The 25,807-nt window shown below is 68.1% G+C and carries 23 protein-coding genes and 2 tRNA genes; 14 read left to right on the forward strand and 11 right to left on the reverse strand.

What is annotated here, in order from left to right:
* Positions 1–9: 9 nt before the first annotated feature.
* The 4 genes from H0B54_RS09065 to fabI form a co-directional block, all read right to left on the reverse strand.
* Positions 10–531, reverse strand: coding sequence for an invasion associated locus B family protein (locus H0B54_RS09065; protein ID WP_343068915.1), 522 nt, complete (start codon positions 529–531; stop codon positions 10–12).
* A gap of 47 nt (positions 532–578) precedes the next feature.
* Positions 579–1,655 (reverse strand): chorismate synthase, encoded by a 1,077-nt coding sequence (gene aroC, locus H0B54_RS09070; protein ID WP_188260023.1) that lies wholly within the window; start codon positions 1,653–1,655, stop codon positions 579–581.
* Positions 1,656–1,751: 96 nt separating this feature from the next.
* Entirely contained in the window at positions 1,752–2,888 is a 1,137-nt protein-coding gene (locus H0B54_RS09075; RefSeq protein ID WP_343068916.1) for a hypothetical protein, read from the reverse strand.
* A 199-nt stretch (positions 2,889–3,087) separates the two neighbouring features.
* Positions 3,088–3,936 carry an enoyl-ACP reductase FabI gene (gene fabI / locus H0B54_RS09080; RefSeq protein WP_094302920.1) on the reverse strand — a complete coding sequence of 283 codons (849 nt, stop codon included), beginning with the start codon at positions 3,934–3,936 and terminating at the stop codon, positions 3,088–3,090.
* Between the two features lie 136 nt (positions 3,937–4,072).
* Here fabI and H0B54_RS09085 point away from each other — a divergent pair, with 136 nt between their 5' ends.
* Entirely contained in the window at positions 4,073–5,419 is a 1,347-nt protein-coding gene (locus tag H0B54_RS09085) for a YihY family inner membrane protein (RefSeq protein ID WP_188260025.1), read from the forward strand.
* Between the two features lie 21 nt (positions 5,420–5,440).
* Here the strand turns inward: H0B54_RS09085 and H0B54_RS09090 are convergent, their stop codons facing one another.
* Complete coding sequence (locus tag H0B54_RS09090; protein ID WP_188260026.1) at positions 5,441–6,457, reverse strand: radical SAM/SPASM domain-containing protein; 1,017 nt, start codon at positions 6,455–6,457, stop codon at positions 5,441–5,443.
* A 137-nt stretch (positions 6,458–6,594) separates the two neighbouring features.
* Here H0B54_RS09090 and H0B54_RS09095 point away from each other — a divergent pair, with 137 nt between their 5' ends.
* The 4 genes from H0B54_RS09095 (at position 6,595) to H0B54_RS09110 (ending at position 9,640) form a co-directional block, all read left to right on the forward strand.
* Positions 6,595–7,731, forward strand: a complete 1,137-nt coding sequence (locus H0B54_RS09095) for a sialidase family protein (protein ID WP_188260027.1) — start codon at positions 6,595–6,597, stop codon at positions 7,729–7,731.
* A gap of 73 nt (positions 7,732–7,804) precedes the next feature.
* On the forward strand, positions 7,805–8,980 hold the full coding sequence (locus tag H0B54_RS09100) for a phosphoserine transaminase (RefSeq protein WP_188260028.1): 1,176 nt from the start codon (positions 7,805–7,807) through the stop codon (positions 8,978–8,980).
* 53 nt (positions 8,981–9,033) lie between these two features.
* Complete coding sequence (locus tag H0B54_RS09105) at positions 9,034–9,306, forward strand: ribbon-helix-helix domain-containing protein (protein WP_188260029.1); 273 nt, start codon at positions 9,034–9,036, stop codon at positions 9,304–9,306.
* Entirely contained in the window at positions 9,293–9,640 is a 348-nt protein-coding gene (locus H0B54_RS09110) for a type II toxin-antitoxin system RelE/ParE family toxin (RefSeq protein WP_211109265.1), read from the forward strand. Before H0B54_RS09105 ends, H0B54_RS09110 begins: the two co-directional genes overlap by 14 nt.
* Before the next feature lie 32 nt (positions 9,641–9,672).
* Here H0B54_RS09110 and H0B54_RS09115 read toward each other — a convergent pair whose 3' ends face one another.
* Together H0B54_RS09115 and H0B54_RS09120 are read right to left on the reverse strand one after the other, a co-directional pair.
* Positions 9,673–11,148 (reverse strand): TrkH family potassium uptake protein, encoded by a 1,476-nt coding sequence (locus H0B54_RS09115; RefSeq protein ID WP_246472417.1) that lies wholly within the window; start codon positions 11,146–11,148, stop codon positions 9,673–9,675.
* A gap of 136 nt (positions 11,149–11,284) precedes the next feature.
* Positions 11,285–12,994: a hypothetical protein gene (locus tag H0B54_RS09120; RefSeq protein WP_188260030.1), complete on the reverse strand. Its 1,710-nt coding sequence runs from the start codon at positions 12,992–12,994 to the stop codon at positions 11,285–11,287.
* Between the two features lie 292 nt (positions 12,995–13,286).
* On the opposite strand from H0B54_RS09120, the gene H0B54_RS09125 reads away from it, so the two are divergent.
* The 4 genes from H0B54_RS09125 (at position 13,287) to H0B54_RS09140 (ending at position 18,563) form a co-directional block, all read left to right on the forward strand.
* On the forward strand, positions 13,287–14,450 hold the full coding sequence (locus H0B54_RS09125) for an ATP phosphoribosyltransferase regulatory subunit (RefSeq protein WP_094303034.1): 1,164 nt from the start codon (positions 13,287–13,289) through the stop codon (positions 14,448–14,450).
* A gap of 91 nt (positions 14,451–14,541) precedes the next feature.
* The gene (locus H0B54_RS09130; RefSeq protein ID WP_038527059.1) at positions 14,542–15,834 is read left to right on the forward strand and encodes an adenylosuccinate synthase; all 1,293 of its coding nucleotides are present in this window, start codon (positions 14,542–14,544) and stop codon (positions 15,832–15,834) included.
* A 124-nt stretch (positions 15,835–15,958) separates the two neighbouring features.
* On the forward strand, positions 15,959–18,001 hold the full coding sequence (locus tag H0B54_RS09135; protein WP_188260031.1) for a serine/threonine-protein kinase: 2,043 nt from the start codon (positions 15,959–15,961) through the stop codon (positions 17,999–18,001).
* 34 nt (positions 18,002–18,035) lie between these two features.
* Positions 18,036–18,563, forward strand: coding sequence for a hypothetical protein (locus H0B54_RS09140; RefSeq protein WP_188260032.1), 528 nt, complete (start codon positions 18,036–18,038; stop codon positions 18,561–18,563).
* Between the two features lie 43 nt (positions 18,564–18,606).
* Here the strand turns inward: H0B54_RS09140 and rpoH are convergent, their stop codons facing one another.
* Positions 18,607–19,491 (reverse strand): RNA polymerase sigma factor RpoH, encoded by an 885-nt coding sequence (gene rpoH, locus H0B54_RS09145; RefSeq protein WP_094302910.1) that lies wholly within the window; start codon positions 19,489–19,491, stop codon positions 18,607–18,609.
* 183 nt (positions 19,492–19,674) lie between these two features.
* Positions 19,675–20,727 carry an RluA family pseudouridine synthase gene (locus tag H0B54_RS09150; protein WP_188260033.1) on the reverse strand — a complete coding sequence of 351 codons (1,053 nt, stop codon included), beginning with the start codon at positions 20,725–20,727 and terminating at the stop codon, positions 19,675–19,677.
* Between the two features lie 46 nt (positions 20,728–20,773).
* Between H0B54_RS09150 and H0B54_RS09155 the strand changes: the two genes are divergently transcribed.
* The 4 genes from H0B54_RS09155 (at position 20,774) to H0B54_RS09170 (ending at position 22,403) form a co-directional block, all read left to right on the forward strand.
* Positions 20,774–21,100, forward strand: coding sequence for a hypothetical protein (locus tag H0B54_RS09155; protein WP_188260034.1), 327 nt, complete (start codon positions 20,774–20,776; stop codon positions 21,098–21,100).
* Entirely contained in the window at positions 21,097–22,146 is a 1,050-nt protein-coding gene (locus H0B54_RS09160; protein ID WP_188260035.1) for a threonine aldolase family protein, read from the forward strand. Before H0B54_RS09155 ends, H0B54_RS09160 begins: the two co-directional genes overlap by 4 nt.
* Before the next feature lie 68 nt (positions 22,147–22,214).
* Positions 22,215–22,290 (forward strand) — tRNA-Glu (locus H0B54_RS09165).
* A 37-nt stretch (positions 22,291–22,327) separates the two neighbouring features.
* Positions 22,328–22,403, forward strand: a tRNA-Glu gene (locus tag H0B54_RS09170).
* Between the two features lie 89 nt (positions 22,404–22,492).
* On the opposite strand, the gene H0B54_RS09175 is transcribed toward H0B54_RS09170, so the two are convergent.
* Positions 22,493–23,251, reverse strand: a complete 759-nt coding sequence (locus tag H0B54_RS09175) for a class I SAM-dependent methyltransferase (RefSeq protein WP_188260036.1) — start codon at positions 23,249–23,251, stop codon at positions 22,493–22,495.
* A 57-nt stretch (positions 23,252–23,308) separates the two neighbouring features.
* Positions 23,309–24,304, reverse strand: coding sequence for a transglycosylase SLT domain-containing protein (locus H0B54_RS09180; RefSeq protein ID WP_188260037.1), 996 nt, complete (start codon positions 24,302–24,304; stop codon positions 23,309–23,311).
* Positions 24,305–24,939: 635 nt separating this feature from the next.
* On the opposite strand from H0B54_RS09180, the gene H0B54_RS09185 reads away from it, so the two are divergent.
* Positions 24,940–25,644 carry a sigma-70 family RNA polymerase sigma factor gene (locus tag H0B54_RS09185; protein WP_094302905.1) on the forward strand — a complete coding sequence of 235 codons (705 nt, stop codon included), beginning with the start codon at positions 24,940–24,942 and terminating at the stop codon, positions 25,642–25,644.
* The last annotated feature ends 163 nt before the right edge of the window (positions 25,645–25,807 follow it).

Genomic DNA, 25,807 nt, shown 5'->3' on the forward strand with positions numbered 1-25,807 from the left:
GCGCCGTATCTATTTCCAGCGTATGCCCGCCTCGCGGCGGATCTCCTCCATGCGCTCCAACGCCGGCTTGAAGCCGGTCAGGGAGAAGCGCACCTCCGCCTTGCCGCCTGCCGGGGCGGAGCCGACGGCGGAGACCTCCTTGCCGGGAGTCAGCCGCTCGACCAGCTTGGCGTTGGTCTCCGGATCGCCCACCGCGCAGGTGTTGGTCTCCCATTCGAAGCGTTCGCACGGATATTCGGGGCGGAACAGCGCCCGGTCCACCCAGACGCGGACGATCTTCGACAGGTCCATCGTCTGCTCGTCCAGCCGGAAGCGCAGCCCCTCCAGCCAGCGCTCGCTGGAGCGCAGCCAGACGAGGCGGGACCGCCGGTCGCTGCCGGGGCGGGACAGCAGTTCGCATTCGACGCGGCGCGGCTCGCTCCAGACCTGGCAGTAGAGGCGCCAGTCCTTGAAGGTCTCCGAATGCTCGCGGTAGGCCGGAGACTGGGCGGCGGCGGGGAGGGCGGCGACCAGCAGAACCCCCGCGATCACGCCACCACGCCACGCACCCGTCCTGCGTCCCGGTCCCCGCATCGGCCTCAGCCCCGCGCGTAGGCGCGGTGGCGCAGCAGATGGTCGGCCAGCACGCAGGCCATCATCGCCTCGCCCACCGGAACGGCGCGGATGCCGACGCAGGGGTCGTGGCGGCCCTTGGTCAGGATGTCGGTGTCCTTGCCCTCCAGATCGACGGTCTGGCGCGGGGTGAGGATGGAGCTGGTCGGCTTCACGGCGAAGCGCACCACGATGTCCTGTCCGGTGGAGATGCCACCCAGGATGCCGCCGGCTTGATTGGACAGGAATTCCGGCTCGCCGTCAGGGCCGGAACGCATCTCGTCGGCGTTCTGCTCGCCGGTCAGGGTGGCGGCCTCGAAGCCGTTGCCGATCTCCACACCCTTCACGGCGTTGATCGTCATCATGGCGCGGGCCAGATCGCCGTCCAGCTTGTCGTAGAGCGGGTCGCCGAGCCCGGCGGGCAGGCCGGAGGCCACGACCTCGACCACCGCGCCGATGGAGGAGCCGCTCTTGCGGATGCCGTCCAGATAGTCGGCCCATTCGGCGGCGGCCTGCGGGTCGGGGCAGAAGAAGGGGTTGTTGTCCACCTCCGCCCAATCCCAGCGGCCGCGGTCCACCTTGTGCGGGCCGATCTGCACCAGCGCGCCGCGGACGGTCACCCCGTCGCCCAGCACCTTGCGCGCCACGGCACCCGCCGCCACGCGGCAGGCCGTCTCGCGCGCCGAGGAGCGGCCGCCACCGCGGTAATCGCGGATGCCGTATTTCTTCCAGTAGGTGTAGTCGGCGTGGCCGGGCCGGAACTTGGCGGCGATCTCGCTGTAGTCCTTGGAACGCTGGTCGGTGTTCTCGATCATCAGCGATACCGGCGTGCCGGTGGTCTGCCCTTCGAACACGCCGGACAGGATCTTGACCTGATCGGGCTCCTGGCGCTGGGTGGTGTAGCGCGACTGGCCGGGGCGGCGCTTGTCGAGCCAGGGCTGAATGTCCGCCTCGGTCAGGGAGAGCAGCGACGGGCAGCCGTCCACCACCACGCCGATCGCCGGCCCATGGCTCTCGCCCCAGGTGGTGAAGCGGAAAAGCGTTCCGAAGCTGTTGCCGGCCATGGCGAGGACTCCCGATGCGACGCGATGTTGCCGTACATTGTACGGTGGAGCGCGTTTCTTGCGGCGTTTCGGCCGGCGCGTCAAGCGCGAGAGGGCTTAAAACGCTCCCTTCTGTTCACGCCGCCGGTCGAGCGCGACTTCGAACTGGCGCAGCAGCTTGTGCGTGGTTTCGAAGTAGAGCTTGCGCTGCGGGTTGTTCTTCATGCAGCGAGCGTCCAGATGGGCGACGCTGGTGAGCGCCGAGACGCAGTAGCCGAGCAGCCAGTAATGGGAGCGGATCTTGCGCAAATAGTCGCGGAAGGGTTCCGGCTGGCCGGCCATGAAGGCGGAGAAGCTCGCCTCGTAATCCGCGAGGATCTGCCGGATGTCCATCAGCGTGGTTTCCAGCAGCTTGCCCACCTTCTCGATGTGCATCAGAAGCTGGGTTTCGTAGGGCTTGTGCATGCGGATATCGACCGGGATGCATTCCCGCGACTTCAGCCAGTTCAGGATGATCCGCGCCCGCGGCGCGATGCGGCGAAGCTGGTACTCGTAAAAGGTCGTGCCCTTCCAGGCGCTGAAGATCTGGTCCGCTTCGCTGCGGTCGATGCCGAAGGCCGAGACGAACAGGCCGGCTTCCTCAAGCTCGGGATTCCAGATTGCCTCCAGGAAACGTTCGATGCTCTGGGCGCCGTTGCCGCCGCCGTCGATGGCCTTGCGCACGATGGGTTCGATGCGCGCCCGGATCAGGCGGCGGAGCTGCTGGTCCTCGGTGTCGCTGATCGCCCAGTGACGCTTGTCCACCGGGACCTTTTCGCCTTCGAAACAGGCCTTCAGCAGGAAGGCGTCCAGCGAGGGCACGCTGTCGATCAGGGTGAGGGTGCGCAGGTCCGCGGCCGCGGCCTCGCTGTTGGCCTCGCCGATGCCGAACTGCTCGGCCAGCAGGAGGTTGCTGTTGCGGGCGCGCAGATAGATGGCGAGGCCGCCCGCTTCGGTGTGTTCGACGCTGTGCGGAATGTAGATGCCGGTTTCGACCGGGCGCGATGCGGCGTCGCCATCCTCATCCTCGTCGGCGATGGGGTTGGCGTAGTCGTCGGCGTCTTCATCGAAATTCGGATACTTGAACAAAATGGCCTTGTTCAAGCCACGGGCACGGAACAGGCGGTTTTCTTCGGGGATCTCGCGGGTGATGGTGATCAAGTTCATCGAGACGCTGGAGCCGCCGTAGAGAATCTGCTCCAGAATCGGGGACACCGAATCCGATTGCCGCCGTGCACGCATCCGACCGTCACCTTCCGCAACCTTCCGTAGGCGTGAAGAATAGCGGTCTGCTGCGGTGCGCAAAAGTAGGTAATACGACGTTCGGTAAAAAATGTCTCAAATGGGGTAAGGGCGTTTCCGGCGGGCGTTCCGGAACGAACCGGACGCGCCCGCCGTCGCCGGAGGCCTGGGATCAGGCGGGCTTGCCAGCGCCGCCCAGCGACCCCAGGAGCTGCGACACCTCGGCCGCCGCGTCCACCGCGACCATGCCGACCGTGTGATAGCCGGAGTCGACGTGCATGACCTCGCCGGTCACGCCGGTGCCGAGATCGCTCAGCAGGAACAGGCCGGCACCGCCGACCTCGCCGATGGTGACGTTGCGCTTCAGCGGGGCGTTCAGCTCGTTCCACTTCAGGATGTAGCGGAAGTCGCCGATGCCGCTGGCGGCCAGCGTCTTGATCGGGCCGGCGGAGATGGCATTGACGCGGATGTCCCGACCGCCCAAATCGACGGCCAGGTAACGCACGCTCGCCTCCAGCGCGGCCTTGGCGACACCCATCACGTTGTAGTGGGGCATCACGCGCTCGGCGCCGTAGTAGGAGAGGGTGAGCAGGCTGCCGCCGTCCTTCATCAGCGGAACGGCGCGCTGCGCCACCGCGGTGAAGGAGTAGCAGGAGATGTCCATGGTGCGCAGGAAGTTGGCCCGCGTCGTGTCGAGATAGAGGCCGTCCAGCTCGTTCTTGTCGGAAAAAGCGATCGCATGAACCAGGAAGTCCAGCTTGCCCCATTCCTTCTCGATGGCGGCGAAGGTCGCGTCGACGCTGGCCTCGTCGGTGACGTCGCAGGGCAGCAGCAGCGGGGCCTTGACCTGTTCGGCCAGCGGCTTCACGCGCTTCAGCAGCGCGTCGCCCTGATAGGTGAAGGCCAGCTCGGCGCCGTGCTGCGCCAGCGTGGAGGCAATTCCCCAGGCGATCGACCGATCGTTCGCCACGCCCATGATCAGGCCGCGCTTGCCGTCCATGAGCGGCTTCGGGTTGGACATCCGTACCTCGTGCATCCAGAGTATGCTTTGAAAAGTGGGCCGCATCCTACACGAAAGACCGGCCCGGTCAAACCTAGGCGGGAGGCGTCCTGTGGCTGAAACCGAAGGCACTTCGAAAGGGGCGTGGAACCCCTTTGTGCGCGTTCGGGAAATCGGCGGCTTCATCGCCTATTCCTCCATGCGCTTCTACAACGACAACTGTTTCCAGACCGCGGCGTCGCTGACCTACACCTCGCTGCTGGCGCTGGTGCCGCTGATGACCATCGGCTTCGCGATCTTTTCCGCCTTTCCCGCCTTCAACGCGCTGCAGTCGCGCATCCAGACGCTGCTGTTCAAGAACCTCGTGCCGGAGAACAGCGACGCCATCCTGCAATATCTGGCGGCCTTCATGGCCAACGCCGGGCAGATGCCGGTGTTCGGGATCCTCGGGCTGGCGATCTCCGCCGTCCTGCTGATCTGGACCATCGAGGGGTCCTTCGCCACCGTCTGGCGGGTGCGCGAACCGCGCTCCTACGTCACCCGCATCCTGTCCTTCTGGGCGGTGGTGTCGTTGAGCCCGCTGTTCGCCGGCGCCAGCCTGTCGCTGTCCAGCACCCTGTGGGCGGTGCTCCAGTTCGCCCATCTGGAGGGGTTTGCCGACCCGCTGGTGGGGATCGGGGCGATCCTGCCCTTCATGCTGCAGTTGGTCGGCTGCACGCTGCTCTACGTCATCATCCCCAACCGGGACGTGGGGTGGATGGACGCCGCCTGCGGCGGGGCGGTCGCCTCGCTGCTGCTGGAGGCGTCCAAGGCGGGCTTCGCCATGTACATGAAGGAGTTTCCGGCTTACCAGACCATCTACGGCGCGCTGGCGACTGTGCCGATCTTCCTGTTCTGGCTCTACATCGCCTGGTCCACGGTGCTGTTCGGCGCGGTCATCACCGCCTCGCTGCCGGAATGGCGGGCCGGCAAGATCACCCGAGGCGGGCCGGAGGGGCTGCTGCCCGCCCAGCGGCTGGGGCTGGCGCTGGCCGTCCTGCACGAGCTTCTGGAGGGCACGCGGCTCGGCGTGGGCTTGCGGCGGCGGACGCTGGTCGGGCGCGTTCCGGTCGGGACGGTGCTGATCGACGGCATTCTGGAGCAGCTTCGCGACGCCCATTGGGTGGCCCACACCACGCACAACGCCTGGGTCGTCACCCGCGACCTGAGCGAGGCCACGCTGTTCGACCTGATGAAGGCGCTGGGCATCGGCCTGCGCGGCTCCGTCCGGGGGCTGGGCGGGTTGGAACTGCCCTGGCAGGACCGCACGGCCCAGCTTTTGGAGCAGGCGGAACGGAACCAGGAGGACATCCTCGGCGTGCCGATCAAGAACCTGCTGTCCGACCGCCCCCTGGAGGCGGGACCGCTCGAAACGGGGCCGCGGGAACCGGAGTCGCAGGACACCGGGACCGTGGCGGGGGAGGGCTCCGGCCCGGTGCCGCTGCGCGCGAAGCGCTGGCCCTGAACGCCGGCCTTGTGCGCACGCTCAAGCCTGGTACTTGGCGATGAGGTCCGCGGCGAAGCCGTCCAGATTGTTGTCGGCGGGCAGAGTCTGGACGTAGGAGCAGCCGCGGCAGGCCTCGATCTCGTCGCGGCGGCCCTCCAGATGCTTCAGCCGGAAATCGCGCAGCCGCTCGCCGTTCCAGATGTCGCGCAGCGACTCCTCGGCGACGTTGCCGACGATGGTTCCCATGCGCCAGTCGGCGCAGCAGACCGACACCTCGCCGTTGAAGTTGATGGCCAGCTTCAGGAAGGGCTCCGAACAGACCTTGCGCGCCGTGTCGGGGGCGGCGGCGAAGGCGCTATCCTCGGCCAGCGCCTCGCCGTGCAGGGGATGGACGAACAGGCTGTCGGCGATCGGCGTGAAGGTGTCGATGAAGCTCTGCCGCTCCTCCTCCGTCAACTCCACGTTGATGATCTTGCAGTGCAGGTGGAAGTCGCGGCCCATCTCCGTCTTGCGGCGGTAAAGGTACGCCACATTGTCCACGACGGTCTGGAAGCGGTCGAAGCGACGGGTGATGCGCTTGTACATGGCGTCGCTGGCGCCGTAGACGGAGACGCGCATGGCGTCCAGCCCGGCGGCCAGCAGGGCGTCCGCCCGCTCCGGCGTCAGCAGGGAGCCGTTGCTGGTCATCTCGACATGGCGGGCCAGGCCGCGCGATTTCAGAAGATGGACCATGTGCTCGATCCGCGTGTTCACCAGCGGCTCGCCGTCCTTGTAGAGGTGGACGGATTTGATCGGCGCGTCGAATTCGGCGATGTCGTCGGCGATTTTGCGGAACAGATCGAACTTCATGGCGCCGCGGGGGCGACCGACCTCCTTCAGCAGCTCCGGGTTGCCGGTGGCGCAGAAGACGCAGCGGAAATTGCAGCCGTTCGACGGGTCGATCAGCAGCGAGAAGGGGGTGGTCAGCGGCAGCACCTGCGACAGGTCGTTGCGGTCGCGGTGGCGGCCATAGGGAATGTTCGCGGGAGCGGTCGCTTCGGTGCTCACTTCGGTCATGACCTTCGCCGGGCAGGGCTGCGGAAAGCGGTGTGACTAGCAAGGGACCACGCGCACCGTAAAGGAATCCTTCATTCCGGCAACCGGACATTGGCGGGGCGCCCCCAATGCCGTGGGCGCCCGGCGGATCAGAGGGCATGCTCGACAGTTTTTCTCATCGCATCGTCTACAGCGACCGGCGCTTTTATGCGTCCTTTCCGTCCGCGGCCACGCTGGCCGACGGTCGGGTGCTCGTGGCCTTCCGGCGCGCCCGCGACCACCGCTGGCTGCACGGGGAGCCGGCGGAGGGCAACGGCGACTTCACCAGCGTCGACCATGTGGATTCGCGCTCCCACCTCGTGGTCCAGCGTTTTACCCCGGATTTCGAGCCGGAGGGCCCGCCGCAGCCCCTGCCCACCGACCCGGAGGCGGGCGATCAGGACCCCAGCCTGCTGGTTCTGCGTTCGGGGCGGATCGTCATGGGCAGCTTCGGCTGGTACCCGATGTCGGCGCGCCACGGCCTGCGGCTTCGGGAGAAGGGCGTCCACCTGCTGGGCAACGCCGAGACGTCGGGCACCTTCTTCCTGTTCTGGGGCGGCAGCACCCGCGTCAGCGACGACGGCGGGCGGCATTGGTCGGCCCACCGCTACCTGCCGGAACTGCCGGACCAGGGGCCGATCCTGCCCGGCATGCGCCCGATGCTGGGCGGCGCGGTGCGTGGGCGGGCGGTGGAGGCGCCGGACGGCACGCTGCTGATGGCGACCTACACCGGCGGCCCCTACACGAGTTACCTGTTCGCCTCCCGCGACCGGGGGGAAAGCTGGACGCTGCGCAGCACCATCGCGCGCGACCCGGCGGGGCGGGCCGGCTTCTGCGAAACCGCCCTGCATCTGACCGCCGACGGGCAACTGGTCGCCTTCCACCGCACGACCGGGCTGGGCGACCGCCTCGCCACCTCCGTCTCCCATGACCTGGGGGAAAGCTGGGCGCCCTGGATCGAAAGCGCGGTGATCGGGCATCCCTACGACGCCTGCCCGCTGCCGGACGGACGGCTGCTCGTCGTTTACGGCTACCGCCACGAGCCCTACGGCGTGCGCGCCCGCGTCTGGGACAGCCGGCGGGAGACTCTGGAGCGCGCGCCGGAGGTCGTCATCCGCGCCGACGCCCCGTCACCCGACGTCGGCTATCCCTGGGCGACCGTTCTGGCGGACGGGCGGGTGGCGGTCTGCTACTACATCTGCGACGCGGCGGGCGTCCGGCACATCCAGGCGACGCTGCTGCGCGTGAGCGGCTGATTGACGGGCTTCCGCGCACCTCCTATCGTCCCCGGCCATACCGCAATCCCATGTTCCGGGGAGTAGAGTGTCCATGAAGCCCGCCCGCCGGCCGTCGAACCCGCTGTTTTCCTCCGGCCCCTGCGCCAAGCGGCCCGGCTGGTCGCTGGACGCGCTGGATGGCGCGCTGCTCGGCCGCTCCCACCGCTCGAAGCCGGGCAAGGCGAAGCTGAAGGAGGTCATCGACCTGACCCGCGCCGTTCTGGCGATCCCCGGCGACTACCGCATCGGCATCGTCCCGGCCTCCGACACCGGGGCGGTGGAGATGGCGCTGTGGAACCTGCTGGGCGCTCGCGGCGTGGACATGGTGGCCTGGGAGAGCTTCGGCAAGGAATGGGTGACCGACGTCACCAAGCAGCTCCGCCTGTCCGACGTGCGGACCATTCAGGCCGCCTACGGCGAATTGCCGGACCTGTCGCAGGTCGATTTCAGCCGCGACGTGGTGTTCACCTGGAACGGCACGACGTCGGGCGTGCGGGTGCCGGACGGCGACTGGATTCCGGCGGACCGCGAGGGTCTGTCGATCTGCGACGCGACCTCCGCCGCCTTCGCCATGGACATTCCCTGGAGCAAGATCGACGTCGCCACCTGGTCCTGGCAGAAGGTGCTGGGCGGCGAGGCCGCGCACGGCATGCTGGTGCTCAGCCCGCGCGCCGTGGCGCGGCTGGAGAGCTTCCAGCCCGACCGTCCGCTGCCCAAGATCTTCCGCCTGACGACGGCCGGGAAGGAGGGCGGCGCCAAGCTGATCGAGGGCATCTTCGTCGGCGACACCATCAACACGCCGTCCATGCTCTGCGTGGAGGACGCCATCGACGGGCTGCGCTGGTCGCTGTCGGTCGGCGGCCTGACCCAGCTCATCCGCCGGTCGGAGCAAAACCTCCGCATCGTCTCGGAGTGGGTGGCGGCCTCGACCTGGGCCGGCTTCCTGGCGGACAATCCGGCGACGCGTTCCTGCACCTCGATCTGCCTGCGCTTCACCGATCCCGAGGTGACCGCCCTGACGCCGGAGGCCCAGGCGGACTTCGCCAAGAAGCTTGCCGCGCTGCTGGAGAAGGAGGAGGCCGCCTTCGACGCCGGCTCCTACCGCGACGCCCCTCCGGGCCTGCGCCTGTGGGGCGGCGCCACGGTGGAGAACGAGGATATGGAGGCGGTGTTGCCCTGGCTCGACTGGGCCTTCGCCACGGTCAAGGCGGAGACCTTCGGGCGCTGAGTCTTGAACTTGGTGCCACTGGGTAGTACTTGGTTGGTGAGGGAGGGCAAGGCATGACTGTGAAGACCTCGATCTCGCTGACCGACGAACAGGAAGCCTTCGCACGCAGCCTTGTCGAGGCCGGGCAGTATCCGAGCCTCAGCGCGGTTCTTCAGCGCGGCCTCGACATGCTCCGACGCGACACCGAGAGAAGCAACGTCGAGATCGAAGCATTGCGGATTCTGATCGACCAGCGCCGCGCCGGTGCGTTCGTCGATCTTGATGACGGCGAGGCTGAAATCCAGGCGATGCTGGACCGCAAGAGGCAGGCGCGTGCGGCTCTATAAGGTCCGTCGCGCGGCCTCCCTTACCCGAGACTTCGACCTGATCGAGGATCATCTCGTCCAGGCCTATCGGGACCTTGGCGAGGACGGGGAACGTGCGATGGAGCGGGCCGCCGGGCGGATCGGCGAAGCCCTTGCCTACATGCGGACGTTCGAGGCCCATCCACACCGTGGCACGGAGCATCCGGAAATTCGATCCGGCATCCGCACCGTCACCAGTGGAAATTTCATCTTCTATTTCGAAATCGATGAGGGGTTGGTCGAGGTCAGGATTCTCGCCGTCTTCTTTGGTGGGGTGAATCACAGCCGACAGATTCTGGACAGACTGCGCGGCTGAGGCGTTTCTGCGCGGCCTTTTCCATGGTCCGCTCAATCCCGCCAGAAGCTCGGCAGGATCAGCACCAGCACGGTGAAGACCTCCAGCCGGCCCAGCAGCATGGCGAAGCTCAGCACCCATTTCGCGGCGTCGGGCAGGGGGGCCATGGTGCCGGACGGGCCGACCACCGGCCCCAGCCCCGGCCCGGCGTTCGCCAGCGCGGAGGCGACGGCGCTGGCCGCGCTCAGGTAGTCCACGCCCATCGCGGCGACCAGGAGCGACAGGATGCCGAAGGCCGCCATGAAGGCGAAGGCAAGGTTGATGACCGAGCCGACCACATCCTCGTCCAGCACCTTGCCCTGATAGAGCGGGACCAGCACCCGGTTCGGCTTCAGCATCCGCTGCATCTGGTTCAGCATCGACAGGGCCAGCACCTGCCAGCGGAAGATCTTGATGGACCCCGCCGTCGATCCGGTGCAACCGCCGATGAAGTAGAAAAAGAAGAAGGCGACGACGGCAAAGCTGCCCCAGGTCGAATAGTCGGTGGAGACGAAGCCCGTTCCGGTGATGATCGAGGTGACGTTCACCGCCGAATGGCTCAGCGCGTCCCAGAAGGGCAGGCCGACTATGGTGAAGGCCCACAGGGTCATGGCGACGCCGGCCACCAGCAGGATCGCCAGCAGCGCGTTCACCTGGCTGTCGCCGAAGACCGGCGCGTTGCGCTGGCCGCGCAGCAGGCGGATGTACCAAGTCAGCGGCAAGGCCCCGCAGATCATCGAAAAGGTCGCCACCCACAGCACCGCGTGGGAGTCGAACCAGCCGAGCGAGGCGTCCTTGGTCGAGAAGCCGCCCGTGGCGATGGAGGCCATGGCGTGGTTGATCGCGTCGAACCACGTCATTCCGGCCAGATGGTAAGCGACCGCCGACAGGATGGTCAGCGCCAGATAGGTCATGGCGATGGCCCCGGCGGTGTCCTGCACCGTGGCGAAGGGCTTGTCGCCCTTGTCGGAGGATTCGGTGCGGAACAGCTGCATGCCGCCGACCCGCAGGATGGGCAGCACCGCGATCGCCATGACGATGATGCCGACCCCGCCGAACCAGTTCAGCAGCGACCGCCACAGCAGGACCCCCGGCGGGGCGTTGTCCAGCCCGACGATGACCGTGCCGCCGGTGGTGGAGAGTCCCGACATCGCCTCGTAATAGGCGCCGGTGAAGGACAGGCGGGCGGCGGAGATCATGAAGGGCAGGGCGCCAAAGGCCGCCAGCACGCACCAGGACAGCGTCGTCAGCAGGAAATGCTGCTTCACGGTGAAGCGCGTGCGTTCCTTGCTCGACGTCGCCAGGACCATGCCCCCGCTGACCGCCAGAGTCGCCGCGCTGGAGCCGACGAAGGCCGTCCAGTCGCTGTTGCCTGCCGCGGCGTCGGCCAAGGCCGGCACCAGCATGCCCAGCCCCAGGATGGTCAAAAGGATACCGATGATGTGGAAGACCGGTCCCAGCGCAATTCCATTGCCGACGCCATTGCCCAAGGCTGTGCCCTTCGTCGCCGCGGGGGCCGGTGGCGGCGCCCCGTCCTTCCCCGAGTTTTGCCCCGTTGTCCTGCGCTGATTATCCAAAGGGACGGGAGCTGTCCATCCGCATCGGGGCTGCGGACCCGTCTGCGGGTCAGACGAATCCGGCGTCTCCCAACATGCGGTAGAACTCCCGCAGGGCGCGCTGCTGCGCCACCGCGTCGGGCAGGTCCTCCACATATTTCCGGTCGAACTGCGGTTGGCGGAGATGCTCGACGACGCGGCGCCGGACCATCTCCAGCGCCCGCCGGCTGCGCAGGATGCCCGGCGCGCAGACCTGCAGCAGGCGGTTCGCCCGCAGCCGCAGCGCGTCGCCGGGATCGTCCAGCCGCTCCACCACCCGCTCCTCGGTGATGTAGGCCACCAGAATTTCGTCCAGATCGCTGGTCAGGCGGGTCCGGGCCTCCTCCGGCAGCGCCGAGTCGGCGGCTTGGCAGTAGAGCAGGGTCAGCGCTTCCAGATTGTCGCGGGGCGGCAGACGGGGGTGGATGAAGCGGCCATAGCACGCCGGGTTCCCGGTCAGCGCGCGCAGCAGCCGCAAGATGTCCGTGGTGTGCCCATGCCCAAGGTCCGAGTCGGCCAGTGCCAGCAGGAAGCGCACCCGATCCCGCGCATCGGGGATGCGGTCGGCCACTTCCGCGATGGCTTGCCTGCGGCCCGGCGCACCGCCGCCCTCCAGGAAGCGCAGGTAGCGCAGGACCAGCGCCTCGGCCATCGGCCCGCCACCGGCCGGCCCGTCGGGGCCGAGCGTGCGCTTCAGGATCTCCTGGAAGGCCTCCATCTCCAGCGACGGGTCGGAGCGGTAGAGGGGCTGCGTGCCCTTCAACTGCCGGCGCACCAGATCCAGGATGACCAGCCGCGTCTGGTCCAGATCGTGGAAGGCGAGAAGCTCGTTCAATTGGACGGCGCGGTCGTCCTCCGCCCGCTTGGCCGGGGACAGGCGGCCCCGCGACAGGTCGATCAGGTTGCACAGCGCCTCCGCGAGGCTGCCCTGGACGCCGAGAAGTTCCTGCGCGACCGAGGGCGCGCCCAGGACGTCGGCGATCACGCCGTCGAGCAGCCCCAGCGGGCGGTCGGCCGCAGCCCCGTCCTCCCGCGCCAGTTCGCCCAGGAAATCCAGCTTGGCCAGCCAGTTGCGCATCTGCACCAGCTCACGGGACAGGACGACGCGGGCGAGGAAGTCGCGCTCCTCCGCCGGCAGGCTCGAATCCAGCCGGTCGAACATGGGGCGGAAGCCGGTGGCGGCGATGGCCGGCAGGTCCTTGCGCGCGGCGGCGACGCGCGCCCGGTCGGTCAGTTCGTGCATCAGCAGGTTCAGCGCGTCGCGTCGACCGCGCCCGTCCGTCCCGGCCTTCCCCGCCTGGAGGGCGGCGACCCGCCCGACCGCGGTGGGCACGAGGTTGTCGGTGTTGAGAAGCCGCGCCAGCTCCGCGTGGTTGTGCAGCACCTCGGTCGGAGTGACCACCGCGCGCTCCACGTAAGTGCGCAGCACGCGGTTCATGGCCATGCGGCTCTGCACGCCGTAGCAGTGGTCGAGCGTGAGACAGAGCGCCGGCGCCTCGTCGATGGGGGAGGCGGCCACCGTGCGGGAGACCTGACGGAACTCCACATGGACTTCCGTCTCGACATGGCGGCCGTCCGGGCGCCGCCAGTCGCGCACCACCCGCATGCCCTCGACCTTGCCGCCGGACAACGCCTTGCGGCCGAAGACCAGCGCCTCCGCCTCGGTGTCGAAGCGGGCTTCGAGGACCCAGTGGTCCTGCTTGTAGATCTGCACTTCGTAGCTGGCGGACGGGCGTGCCATGGTGCCATTGCCCCGCTGCTGCTGGCACGGTTCGTACACAGGATGCCGGAGGTTTCGCGTCAAACTCAACAGAGATTCGTTTGGAATGCCATCCTGATTTGAACCTTTCCGGATGGGCGCCTGTCGTCGGCGCAGGGGAGACGGGCACGGGTCGCGGGGCTTTTCCGTTTGCATGAGGAAGGGGGGTGGGGTATTGACCCGCTCCGTATGCCCGAGCACCGCATGCCCACCGGACGTGCGGGCTCTCGCCATGCCGACGGTTTGCCACCCATTCGACGAGACGACGCAGGCCATGCCCGCTGATTCCCTGAGCTCCGCCCTGTTGCCCGCCGGCCTGCACGACGTGCTGCCGCCCGAAGCGGCGCACGAAGCGGCGGCGGTGGCGCGCCTGCTGGCGGACTTCACCGCCCACGGCTATGAGCGCGTCGAGCCGCCGCTGGTCGAGTTCGAGGACAATCTGCTGTCCGGCTCCGGCGCCGCCATGGCGAAGCAGACCTTCCGGCTGATGGACCCGCTGTCGCAGCGCATGATGGCCGTGCGCGCGGACATCACCCCGCAGATCGTGCGCATCGCCACCACACGCCTGAAGAACGGCGCCCGCCCGGTGCGGCTGTGCTACGCCGGGCCGGTGCTGCGCGTGAAGGGGTCGCAGCTCCGTCCCGAACGGCAGATCACCCAGGTCGGTGTCGAGCTGATCGGCCCGCTGGAGGCCGAGGCGGACGCCGAGGTGATCCTGCTCGCCGCCCACGCCCTGGAAGGGGTGGGGGTGCGGCACCTGTCGGTGGATCTCTGCGTTCCGACCATGGTGGCGCGGGTCTGCCGCGGCCTCGGGCTCGGCGAGGAGGAAACCGCCCGCCTGCGCGAGGCGCTGGACAAGAAGGACGCCGCCGCGGTGACGGCGGTCGGCGGTCCGGCGGCCACGCTGCTGCACACGCTGATGGCCGCCTCCGGCCCGGCGGAGCGCGCCATGGAGGTGCTGTCGGCGCTGCCGCTGCCGGAAACGGCGGAGAAGGACCGCCGCCGCCTGACCGACGCCCTGCGCCTGCTGCGCGCCGCGCGCCCCGATCTGACGATCACCGTCGATCTGGTGGAGCACCGCGGCTTCGAATACCAGACCGGCCTCAGCTTCACCCTGTTCGCGCGCGACGTGCGCGGCGAGCTGGGGGCGGGGGGCCGCTACCGCGCCGGCGTGCGTCCGGGCGTGGAGGAGGAGGGCGAGCCGGGAACCGGCTTCACCCTCTACATGGACACGCTCCTGCGCGCCGTTCCGGCGCCGGAGCCGGCCAAGCGCGTTTATGTGCCGCATGGCACCTCCTGGGCGGCCGCGGGCAAGCTGCGCGCCGAGGGCTGGGTCACCGTGGCGGGGCTGGCCCCCGTGGCGGACGCGGCGGCGGAGGCCCGGCGGCTGGACTGCGGCCACCGGCTGGACGGCGGCACGGTCACGCCGCTGACTTGAGACTTCACGATGGGGCTTCCCCCGCAAGGTCGGGGGACGCCTTTGCATGGGCAACGTTTTCTTTCTGCCTTCTTTTTTTGCGGAGACACACATGGCCAACGTGGCGGTGGTCGGCGCCCAGTGGGGCGACGAGGGCAAGGGCAAGATCGTCGACTGGCTGTCCAGCCGGGCCGACGTGGTGGTGCGCTTCCAGGGCGGTCACAACGCCGGCCACACGCTGGTGATCAACGGCGTGACCTACAAGCTGAGCCTGCTGCCTTCGGGCGTGGTTCGGCCGAACAAGCTGTCGATCATCGGCAACGGCGTCGTCTTCGACCCCTGGGCCTTCATCCGCGAAGTGACGGCGATCAAGAGCCAGGGCGTGGACGTGTCCCCCGCCACGCTCCAGGTCGCCGAGAACGTTCCGCTGATCCTTCCGGTCCACAGCGCGCTCGACAAGGCGCGCGAGGAGGCCCGCGGCGCCGGCAAGATCGGCACGACCGGCCGCGGCATCGGCCCGGCCTATGAGGACAAGGTGGCCCGCCGGGCCATCCGCCTGTGCGACCTCGGCGACGAGGCGGTTCTGAAGGAGAAGGTGGACGCCCTTCTGGCCCACCACAACCTGCTGCTCCGCGGCCTGGGTGCGGCGGAGATGAAGCCGGCCGACCTGCTGGACCCGCTGCGCGAGATCACCCCGCAGGTGCTGCCCTACGCCTCGGTCGTCTGGAAAACGCTGGACGAGCTGCGCCGCGCCGGCAAGCGCATCCTGTTCGAGGGCGCCCAGGGCCAGATGCTCGACATCGACCACGGCACCTATCCGTACGTCACCTCCTCCAACACGGTGGCCGGCAACGCCGCCGCCGGCAGCGGCATGGGCCCGCGCGCCGTCGGCTATGTGCTGGGCATCTGCAAGGCCTACACCACGCGCGTCGGCTCCGGCCCGTTCCCGACCGAGCTGTTCGACGACGTCGGCGAGCTGATCGGCCAGCGTGGCAAGGAGTTCGGCGTGGTCACCGGCCGCAAGCGCCGTTGCGGCTGGTTCGACGCCGTGATGGTGCGCCAGGCGGTGAAGACCGGCGGCATCGACGGCATCGCCATGACCAAGCTGGACGTGCTGGACGGCTTCGACGAGATCAAGGTGTGCGTCGGCTACCGTCTGGACGGGCAGGAGCTGGATTACTTCCCGGCCAACGCCGGCGCCCAGGCCCGCGTCGAGCCGATCTACGAGACCTTCGAGGGTTGGAAGGACAGCACCCAGGGCGCCCGCTCCTGGGCGGAGCTGCCGGCCCAGGCGGTGAAGTACGTCCGCCATGTCGAGGAGCTGATCCAGGCCCCGGTGGCCCTGCTGTCCACCAGCCCGGAGCGCGACGACACGATCCTGATGAACGACCCGTTCCAGGATTGAGGCTTGTTGAGTGGTTGCGGTGGGGGTCCCACCGCAACCACTTCCCTCCTCGTTAACAGTTTGTTTGCCCTTTTCGAGCGACTAAGGCTGGCACACGCTCGCAGGCTCCGGGGATTCGAACGCCATGCCATCCGATGCCATGACCGCAGCCGCCGCGGATCGGATGATGGCGAACGCCGAGCCGGTCAAGCTGGCCGAGCGGTACGAAATCCATCCCAACGCGCCGCTCGCCGCGCTCAACGCCATCGGCGGCAACGCCTACACGGCGAAGCCGCTGCGTGACAAGCGGTCCGAAGCCTTCGCCATCATCGGCCACGGCGCCACGCTGGCGCGCACCGACATCGCCGCCACCGTCGCCAGCCTCGACAATCAGGCCCACATGCGCCTGCTCGACTGGGGCATGGTGGACTGGCCGGCAAGCCACGGGCGCCGCCTCTGCATGATTTTCGAGCGTCCGGCGGGCAAGCGGCTGATGAACAGCCTGACCGAGGCCACGGACCCGATCCCTGAAGACCATCTGACCCGGCAGATCATCCACCCGCTGGTCGCGGCGTTGAAGGAGCTGTCGAGCCGCGGCGTGGTCCATGGCGCGATCCGCCCAACCAATCTCTATTACCGCGATCTGGCCTCCAGCAGCCTGATGCTGGGCGAATGCCTGTCCACCCCGCCGGGCTACGGCCAGCCGGTCCTGCTGGAGACGGTGGAGCGCGGCATGGCCTCCCCGGCCGGGCGCGGCACCGGCACCATGGCCGACGATCTCTATTCGCTGGGCGTCACGCTGCTGCTCCTGCTGCTGGGGCGCAACCCGGTGGGGGCGCTGGAGGACGAGGCGATCCTCCAGGCCAAGATCGAGCGCGGCTCCTACCCGGCGCTGGTCGGCCAGATGCGCCTGCCGCTGGCCATCAGCGAGGTAATCCGCGGTCTGCTGGTGGACGATCCCAAGCAGCGCTGGACGCTCCAGGATCTCGATCTCTGGGTCGCCGGCCGCCGCCTCAGCCCGAAACAGCCGCAGGTGCCGCGCCGCGCCGCCCGCCCGCTGGAGTTCCAGGGGCAGGACTACTGGCATTGCCGAACGCTGGCCCGCGCCTTCGCCCGTCATGTGGCGCCTGCCGCCACCGTCATCGAGGGCGGCGAACTGGACAAGTGGCTGCGCCGCTCCATGGGCGACGACGCGCGGGCGGAGGCGGTGGCGAACGCGGTGCAGACCGCCTCGACCACCGGCAAGGGCGGCAGCATGGCCGAACGGCTGGTTGCCCGCGTCTGCATGGCGCTGGACCCCGGTGCGCCCATCCGCTACCGCGGCAAGGCGATGATGCCGGACGGCATCGGCACCATGCTGGCCGATGCTTTCCTGCGCGGCGAGTCGCCACAGCCGTCGGCGGAGGTCCTGGCCAACCAGCTTCCCATGTTCTGGGTGAGCGTGCAGAGTGACTTCAAGCCGGAGTTCGTGCCGATGGTGCAGAACTTCGATCAGGTCCGCGGTCTGCTGGACCGCACGGGCCACGGTCTGGGGGTGGAGCGCGTGCTGTACGAGATGAACCCCACCATGCCCTGCATCAGCCCGCTGGTCGCCAAGCAGATGCCGACCACACCCGCGGAACTGCTGCGCGCCCTCGACTGGATGGGGGCGGGGAGCGAGCGGCACAAGGACCCCATCGACCGCCACGTCGCCGCCTTCCTGGCGGTGCGGCACCGGCGGACCGACGAGATGCTCTACACCCAGCTCGGTTCCAGCATCGAGCCGATGCGGCGGGTGATCGCCATGCTGACAATCCTCGCCGACGTGCAGGTGCGCACCGGCACCGACTCGCTGTCGCACCTTGCCGCCTGGGTGGTGTCGCTGCTCGACCCGGCCTTCCGCCGCTTCCACAGCCGGCCACACCAGGACAACGTGCGCAAGCTGGCCGATTCCGCGGCCCACAATGGGCGCCTCGGCGATCTGCTGAAGATCGTCGACGATCCGGAGGCGCTGCGCCGCGACAAGCTGGAGTTCGAGGCCGCCCAGATCGCCTACCGCGAGGCCGATGCCGAGATCAACAAGCTGCGGCAGAGCATCGGCGACCGGAACAGCATCATCGAATCGTCCGGCCGGCAGGTGGCGGCCATCGTGTCGAGCCTGCTGTCCACGATTCTGGTTGGCGGCATCATCCTCTTCTTCGCCTTCTGACGGCGGCCTTCAAACCAAGGATCGGGTGGCACCCATGGCGCGCGGCGGCAAGAACGGCGGAAAGAAGAAGAAACGCAAGGGCAGCATGCTGACGCTGATCCTGCTGATCATCCCGGCGGGTCTGGTGGTGCTGCCCACGTCGATCCTGTTCGGCATCGGCATGATCCCGACCATCGTCGCCTACGTCACCGACCGCGACCCGGAGAAATCGGCGCCGATCACCGTCGGCGGGCTGAACTTCTGCGGCTGCATGCCCTACGCCATCGAGCTGTGGAAGCACAATCACACCATCGGCGCCGCCGGCAAGATCTTCATGGACCCGCTGGCCTGGCTGGTGATGTACGGGTCGGCGGCGATCGGCTGGGCGCTCTATTTCGGCATACCGCCGATGGTGGCGAATTTCGAGGTGATGCGCGCCGAGAAGCGGGTCAGCGCGCTGAAGGACGTGAAGGTCGGCTTGGTCCAGGAATGGGGGCCGGAGGTGGCCGGCGACCTGTTCGACGAGGCGGGCGGTCACGCGCCGGACGAACAGGACCAACTGGCCGAACCCGCGGGGGCGTGAGGAGAGTGTATTTCCCTCTCCCCAAAGGGGAGAGGGTTGTTAACTACCCAGCCAGCTTCTGTTCCACCGCGGCGTTGCGGATGGCCTTCTGGAGCTTCTCGAAGGCGCGCACCTCGATCTGGCGGACGCGCTCGCGGCTGATGCCGTATTTCTGCGACAGATCCTCCAGCGTGGTGGGGTTGTCGCGCAGGCGGCGCTCCACCAGAATGTCGCGCTCGCGCTCGTTCAGGTTCTCCATGGCGGCGGTCAGCAGCTTGCGCCGCTTGCCCAACTCCTCGTTCTCGGCCAGGGAGATTTCCTGGTTCGCCGTCTCGTCCACCAGCCAGTCCTGCCACTCGCCCTCGCTGTCGGCGCGCAACGGCGCGTTCAGCGAATGGTCGGGGGCGCCGAGGCGGCGGTTCATGTTGACGACGTCCTGCTCCGGCACGTCGAGGGTCGTGGCGATGTGGCGCACCTGCTCGGGCGACATGTCGCCCTCCTCGATGGCCTGCATCTGGCCCTTCAGGCGGCGCAGGTTGAAGAACAGCTTCTTCTGCGCCGCCGTGGTGCCCATCTTCACCAGCGACCAGCTGTGCAGGATGTATTCCTGGATGGCGGCGCGAATCCACCACATGGCGTAGGTCGCCAGCCGGAAGCCGCGGTCGGGATCGAACCGCTTCACCGCCTGCATCATGCCCACGTTGCCCTCGGAGATCAGCTCCGACAGCGGCAGGCCGTAGCCGCGGTAGCCCATGGCGATCTTCGCCACGAGCCGCAGATGGCTGGTCACCAGCTTGTGCGCCGAGTCCGAATCCTCGATCTCCTGCCAGCGCTTGGCCAGCATGTACTCCTCCTCCGCCGCAAGCATGGGGAACTTGCGGATTTCCTGGAGGTAGCGCGAGAGGTTGCTTTCGGAACTGATGACCGGAACGCTGGATATCGTCGCCATGTTGGACCCTCTCCGACGGCTGTTGTTCGTGCCTTCTCACGGGCACACGGCCGTTCACTGTTCTGCGCCGCCTCGCCGTCCGCTTGCCCGTTCGATCCGCCGGGGATGGTCCCGGATGCAAGCGTGAGCGTGGGTGGCTGTTGACGCGAAGAATAACCGACTTCTGCGCGCGGGTATAGTGGATTACAGCGATTCTAAGAAATCTGACAAATCTTTAATATCCGTGGGTAGCGGCGCCTGGAAGCGGACCGTCTCCCCCGTTGCGGGGTGCCGGAAGGTCAGCCCGACGGCGTGCAACGCCTGACGTGGAAAGCCAACAAACCGTTCGCGATGGGGTTCCGGCAGGGCTGAGGCGTGCTTGCCGCCGGCCCGGCCGGCACGCCCCTTGCCGTAGAGCGGGTCGCCGACGATGGGATGGCCGATGTGCGCCATGTGCACGCGGATCTGGTGGGTGCGTCCGGTCTCCAGCGTGCATTCGACCAGCGCCAGCGCGGTGCCGAAGGAGCGGACGACGCGGTAGCGGGTGGCCGCGTGCTTTCCGCCGCCGGTGACCACAGCCATCTTCTTGCGGTCGGTGCTGCTGCGCCCGATGTTGCCCTCGATCCGTCCCTCGCGGGGGGAGGGGACGCCCCAAACGAGAGCTTGGTAGGTGCGGCTGAGCGTGCGGCCGGAGAACTGCTCCGTCAGCGCGTGGTGCGCGCGGTCGTTCTTGGCGACGACCATCAGGCCGCTGGTGTCCTTGTCGAGCCGGTGGACGATCCCGGGACGCCGCACGCCGCCGATGCCCGACAGGCTGTCGCCGCAGTGGGCGAGCAGGGCGTTGACCAGCGTGCCGTCCGGATTGCCGGCGGCGGGGTGGACCACCATGCCCGCGGGCTTGTCGATCACCAACACGTCCTCATCCTCATAGACCACGTCCAGGGGTATGTCCTGGGCTTCGGGCTGTGCAGGCTCAGCTTCGGGGATGAAAACGTCGAAAGTTTGTCCGGGCTTGACCTTCACGGAAGGGTCCGTGACCGTCCGCCCGTTGCCGTCCTGCACGCAGCCCTGCTCCAGCAGAGCCTGCACGCGCGACCGCGACAGGCCGGGAAGCCCCGTCGCCAGGGCCTTGTCGAGCCGCTGGCCGCCGGCCTCGTCCGGAACGCTCCAGCGGTGCCGCGTGCCTTCGCCGGTTTCGCCGTCCTGCGTTCCGGTGTATTCGTCCTCATCGTCGTCGATTTCGGTGCGTTCGGGCATCGTTCGGCAAAACTCCTCACATTCGCGCGAGAGTGGACCCCAAACCGTGCAGTTCCTCAAGGCACTCGTCGTCATCATGGGCGTGATGATCATCGCCGGCTTCGCGATCCTCGGCGTCGAACTCTACAAGCGCATCAGCGATCCGGAGCGCCGGGCCGCCGCCGAGACCGAGCGCGCCGCCACCCCCGCGGGCCGGGCGGAGGAGGTCACGCTGGGCCTGCCGGCGGGCGCGCGCCTGGGCGACCCGGTGGCGGTGGGCAACCGCGTCGTCTTCCGCGTCACCATACCGGACGCCCCCGATCGTCTTTATGTGATGGACCCGCGCACCGGCGCCATCGCCGTGACCGTCACCGCCGGAGCCGCCGCGCCATGACCAACGCCGTCATTCACGACTTCCGCAGCGACAATGTGGCCGGCGCGGCGCCGGAGGTGGTCAACGCCCTGGCCGCGGCCGCGGTCGGGTCCGCCGATCCCTATGGGCAGGACCCGCTGACCGCCAGCGTCACCCGTCGCCTGTCCGCTCTCTTCGAGGCGGAGGTGACGGTGTTCCCGGTCGCCACCGGGACGGCGGCCAACGCGCTGGCCCTGTCGGCCCTGGTCCCACCCTACGGCGCGGTCTACTGCCACCAGGAAAGCCACATCCACGTCGACGAGTGCGGCGCACCGGAGATGGCGACCGGCGGGGCCAAGCTGGTGCCGCTGGCCGGGGAGGGTGGCAAGCTGACCCCCGCCGCTCTGAGCGCGGCGCTGGCCGGGGCGGGCATCGGCGTGGTGCACCGGGTGCAGCCCGCCGCCCTCAGCCTGACGCAGGCGACCGAGGCTGGGACGGTCTACCGTCCGCAGGAGGTGGCGGCCCTGTCCGACGTCGCGCATGCCCACGGCATGGCGGTGCACATGGACGGCGCCCGCTTCGCCAACGCGGTGGCCCGGCTGGGCTGCGCCCCGGCGGAGGTGACCTGGAAGGCCGGGGTGGACGTGCTGTCGCTGGGCGGCACCAAGGGCGGCTGCCTCGCCGCGGAGGCCGTGGTGTTCTTCAACCCGGCGCTGGCCGAGGATTTCGGCTTCCGCCGCAAGCGGGCCGGGCACTTGGTGTCCAAGGGCCGCTTCCTGTCGGCGCAGCTCGACGCTTGGCTGGCCGACGATCTGTGGCTGCGGCTGGCCCGCCACGCCAACGCCATGGCCGACCGGCTGTCTCAGGGGCTCGCCACCCTGCCGGGGGCGGAGCTGGCTCATCCGGTGGAGGCCAACGAGGTCTTCGTGCGCCTGCCCGCCGCGGTGGCCGACGGGCTGGAGGCGGCGGGCTACCGCTTCTACCGCTGGGAGGGCGATCTGCTGCGTCTGGTCACCGCCTTCGACACGCCGCAGGCCGTCGTGAACTCTTTTCTGAAAATCGCCAAGGATCTGTCAGAAAAGGCTTGATCGGGCAGGGTGGGTTCGCTAAAAACCCGCCACGCCGACGACGCCACGTCGTCAGACGACGAAAGACTGTCCCCTTCGTCTAGAGGCCTAGGACACCGCCCTCTCACGGCGGTAACAGGGGTTCGAATCCCCTAGGGGACGCCAATTCGATCGGCTGGCAACCGAGCATCGCCCGATGAAGGTCCCCTTCGTCTAGAGGCCTAGGACACCGCCCTCTCACGGCGGTAACAGGGGTTCGAATCCCCTAGGGGACGCCATCCTTTCCGGCATCAACGATCCACGGCCCGCCCTTCGGCGGGCCGTCGTCGTTTCGGGAGTGCACCGGCGTGGTTTCGCCGCGCCCTCCTCAGGTCTTGCGAATCAGGAAGGACATGGAGTCCGCGGTCTCGTAGAGCGGCACGCCGCAGCGGCAGCGCATCGCCGCGTAGTCGTAATCGCTGGAACCGCATTTGTAGCAGTGAAGGGGCAAGCGCGTGCGCCGATAGAGTTCGATCCCGGCGATGTCCATGTGCAGCGCCTTCACCTCGTCCGCCGTGAAGAAGTCCTTGGACGCCAAGCCCGCGGCCATCGCGTCCGTGAAGGGAATCCCCGCTGCCCGGATGTGCTGGAGGGCGAGAAGCACCTGGAGGCTGGTGGCCGGGGGCTGGGCGTAATCGGCGCAATAGGCCCGGTAGAGGCCGTGCTCCGGGTGCGAGGTGTGAACGTCTTCCAGAATGTACAGGCCGCCGCTGCGCAGGTGGGGCAGGGACTGGGTCAGGCACCACGCCTGATGCTGGGGGATGTGACTGCCGTCTTCGATGATGAGGTCGAAGAGGATGCCGTTGGCCCGCAGGCTGCGCCCGATGTGCTCGGGATCGTTCTGGTCGAACCGCACATACTGGATGCGGTCGTCTTGCGGCCATTCCGGCTGCGGTTCCAGGATGTCGGCGCCGATGATGAAGGCGTCCGGAAACTGTGAACGCAGCCAGCGGATCGAATCGCCCCGGAACACCCCGTATTCCAGGATGATCCGCACCGGGCCCAGCGTCTGGAAGGCCTGACGGTAGGTGTCGATGTACTGGTGCCAGTAATGCTTGTCGGAACCCGTCCCGTCCGCGCTGCCCATTCGCAATCCCCTTTGCCGGCCTTTCCGCATGATACGGGAAAGGCCGGCGGGAGCGCTTCATCGTTTTGCAGAGGCGCCCGACCGGGAGACGCTCAACTCGGCGACCTCCTCCTGCTTCGCGGCGGGGAGGCCGGCGGAGCGCACCACGCCCGGATCGTGGGGATGGACGCGGCGCGGATAGACGCTGTGGACCTTCACCACATAGTCCTGCGTCTCGCGGTAGGGGGGGACGCCCTTGTACTGGACCACGGCCCCTTCGCCCGCGTTGTAGCCGGCCAGCGCCAGGGTCACGTTGCCGTCGAAGTAGGCCAGCAGCCAGCGCAGATACTTCATGCCGCCGCGCAGGTTCTGCTCGGGGTCGAAAGGCTTGGTCACGCCGAAGCGCTCTGCCGTCTCGGGGATGAGCTGCATGAGCCCCATGGCGTTCTTCTCGGACACCACATCCACGCGGTAGCCGGATTCGACGGCGATCACCGCCAGCACCAGATCCGGGTCGAGCCCGTAGCTGGGAGCCATCTTGGTGACCATCGCGCGGATTTCCTTGGGCGGCATGCGGATGACGCCCCATCGCACGCTCGGCGGTTCGCAGCGGTCGGGCGTCTTGCTCACCGCGCCCTTGCCCGTGGCGCTGGCCGGCTTGACCATCCGCGTCGCGTCCTCGTTGCCCAGCAGGGCGGCGCGGCGCAGCCAGGAGCGGCCGAGTTCCTCATCCTTCGACACCGCACCCCGTCCGGCCATGTGCATGCGCCCGGCGCGGTAGGCCGCTTCGGCGTAGTCCTGGCGGGCCGCCCGGCAATAGAGGGAAAGGGCCATCCGCTCGTCCCGGTTCACGCCCTTGCCGACCTCGTAGCGCATGGCCAGCTCATACTGGGCGCGGGCGCTGCCCTTGCTGGCGAGCGCCTCCAGCGCGCGGATCGTGCGCTCGGACGAGTTTTGAAAAGACGGGGGCTGGGCTGTTGCCGTCTGGACCGACACCTCCTGGGCTGCGGCCGGCAGAGCCGTCAGAAGGGACGCGATCAGCCCGCCGGCGGCCAGCGCCGCCGCGGTTTTCACCGCCTTGAAGCGCCTTTCGCCGATTGGTGAGGCCGGCCGGTCTTTCGGTGTATGCGAGAAGATCGCCGCGCTAGAGCCAACGTCCGGCTGTCCGCGAAAGACGTAATGCGATATGGTTCCGGCCAACAGAGGAAGCGGACTACAATGAAATAAGACTTCCACTAAGGGACGGAAACGCCGCCTATACAGAGAAGAAGAGCCGCTGGCAGCGGACCTGCGGATGGATGAATGAGCGAATTCATCGTTGGCCATAGACATGGCTATCCCGCAAAGGAGATTTGAGGTCGGTTGGTGAAAGCCAGCCGGCCTTTTCCTTTTGAGCAAAGTCATGGAGCCTCCCGTATGTCCGGAGACGATACATCATCTCCGATCGAATGCTACGGGAGCAATCGGACGATCAATGACATGTTAGGGGTAATCTCGCCAAATTGTGAAGGGGCCTAGCCTTTTTCCCAACTGGCAGCCCCTGTGGTGCACCATTACGTACTGATGGACCGACGATCGTCGTTGGAGAATCCGGTTATGCCCCGCGCGCATTCGGCGCAAGCGGGGGCCGGAGTAATGGTTCGGGCGTTTCAGACGCGCCCTGAGCGATCAGGACATCTTTCGGTACACAGGGAGGCAGCGTTCCACCGATGGCGAACCACGTCGCGAGTTCCTTGCGCCGTCCGGCAAGCAGCCCCGCGCCGCTTGACCCCGTCGCCCTCAAGCCGGTGATGGGAAGCCGCCGTGCGGACGAGGACGAGTTGAACGTTGCGGTCGAAGCCGAGGATGGCGTCGAAGCCGACGATCCGGCCGCCGAAGACGCGGCGGAAGCGTCTTCGGCACCGTTGGCGCCCCCCGATCCGGCGATCATCGCGCAGATCGAGGCGGAGATTCCCCGCCTGCGCCGTTTCGCCCGCGCCATGGTGCGGGACGCCACGCTGGCCGACGACCTCGTCCAGGAATGCCTGGAGCGCGCCCTGTCGCGCCTGCATCTGTGGCGGCCCGGCAGCAACCTGCGCGCCTGGCTCTTCACCATCCTGCGCAACCTGCACATCAACGGCATCCGCCGCCGGCAGGCGGTCGTGGACATCGACGGGGAAGGGCAGGCGGCGATCGGCGCCGCCCATGGCGGGCAGTTCGTCCGGCTGGAGCTGCGCGATCTGAAGCGCGCGCTCGGCCTGTTGCCGACCGAGCAGCGGGAGGTGGTCCTGCTGATCGGGCTGGAGGGCATCTCCTATGGCGAGGCCGCGGACATCCTCGGCATTTCGATCGGCACCGTGAAGTCGCGCCTGTCGCGCGGGCGGCGTGCCCTGCGCCAGCTCATGGAAGGGCACAGCCCGACCGACGAGGACTGACCCGTCCGCGTTCCGTCTTCGATGACGCTGGGTCTTCAATAGCACTGGCCGCACAGAGAAACCGGCAACGCTCCGGATGGGGCGTTGCCGGTCAGGTGCGAGGCTAACATCGAGAGGCTTTGGGGGTACTCGCGAGCCCGGCCCTCCGAGACGTGAAAGACCG

The sequence above is a fragment of the Azospirillum tabaci genome (assembly GCF_014596085.1).
Lineage (GTDB): Bacteria > Pseudomonadota > Alphaproteobacteria > Azospirillales > Azospirillaceae > Azospirillum > Azospirillum tabaci.

What these genes read in the sequence shown, in the direction of transcription:
- aroC (WP_188260023.1), bottom strand. Translation starts at nt 1,655, where the DNA reads ATGGCCGGCAACAGCTTCGGAACGCTTTTCCGCTTCACCACCTGGGGC.
- fabI (WP_094302920.1), bottom strand. Translation starts at nt 3,936, where the DNA reads ATGTCCAACCCGAAGCCGCTCATGGACGGCAAGCGCGGCCTGATCATG.
- H0B54_RS09090 (WP_188260026.1), bottom strand. Translation starts at nt 6,457, where the DNA reads ATGACCGAAGTGAGCACCGAAGCGACCGCTCCCGCGAACATTCCCTAT.
- H0B54_RS09095 (WP_188260027.1), top strand. Translation starts at nt 6,595, where the DNA reads ATGCTCGACAGTTTTTCTCATCGCATCGTCTACAGCGACCGGCGCTTT.
- H0B54_RS09100 (WP_188260028.1), top strand. Translation starts at nt 7,805, where the DNA reads ATGAAGCCCGCCCGCCGGCCGTCGAACCCGCTGTTTTCCTCCGGCCCC.
- H0B54_RS09105 (WP_188260029.1), top strand. Translation starts at nt 9,034, where the DNA reads ATGACTGTGAAGACCTCGATCTCGCTGACCGACGAACAGGAAGCCTTC.
- H0B54_RS09120 (WP_188260030.1), bottom strand. Translation starts at nt 12,994, where the DNA reads ATGGCACGCCCGTCCGCCAGCTACGAAGTGCAGATCTACAAGCAGGAC.
- H0B54_RS09125 (WP_094303034.1), top strand. Translation starts at nt 13,287, where the DNA reads ATGCCCGCTGATTCCCTGAGCTCCGCCCTGTTGCCCGCCGGCCTGCAC.
- H0B54_RS09130 (WP_038527059.1), top strand. Translation starts at nt 14,542, where the DNA reads ATGGCCAACGTGGCGGTGGTCGGCGCCCAGTGGGGCGACGAGGGCAAG.
- H0B54_RS09135 (WP_188260031.1), top strand. Translation starts at nt 15,959, where the DNA reads ATGCCATCCGATGCCATGACCGCAGCCGCCGCGGATCGGATGATGGCG.
- H0B54_RS09140 (WP_188260032.1), top strand. Translation starts at nt 18,036, where the DNA reads ATGGCGCGCGGCGGCAAGAACGGCGGAAAGAAGAAGAAACGCAAGGGC.
- rpoH (WP_094302910.1), bottom strand. Translation starts at nt 19,491, where the DNA reads ATGGCGACGATATCCAGCGTTCCGGTCATCAGTTCCGAAAGCAACCTC.
- H0B54_RS09150 (WP_188260033.1), bottom strand. Translation starts at nt 20,727, where the DNA reads ATGCCCGAACGCACCGAAATCGACGACGATGAGGACGAATACACCGGA.
- H0B54_RS09160 (WP_188260035.1), top strand. Translation starts at nt 21,097, where the DNA reads ATGACCAACGCCGTCATTCACGACTTCCGCAGCGACAATGTGGCCGGC.
- H0B54_RS09175 (WP_188260036.1), bottom strand. Translation starts at nt 23,251, where the DNA reads ATGGGCAGCGCGGACGGGACGGGTTCCGACAAGCATTACTGGCACCAG.
- H0B54_RS09185 (WP_094302905.1), top strand. Translation starts at nt 24,940, where the DNA reads ATGGCGAACCACGTCGCGAGTTCCTTGCGCCGTCCGGCAAGCAGCCCC.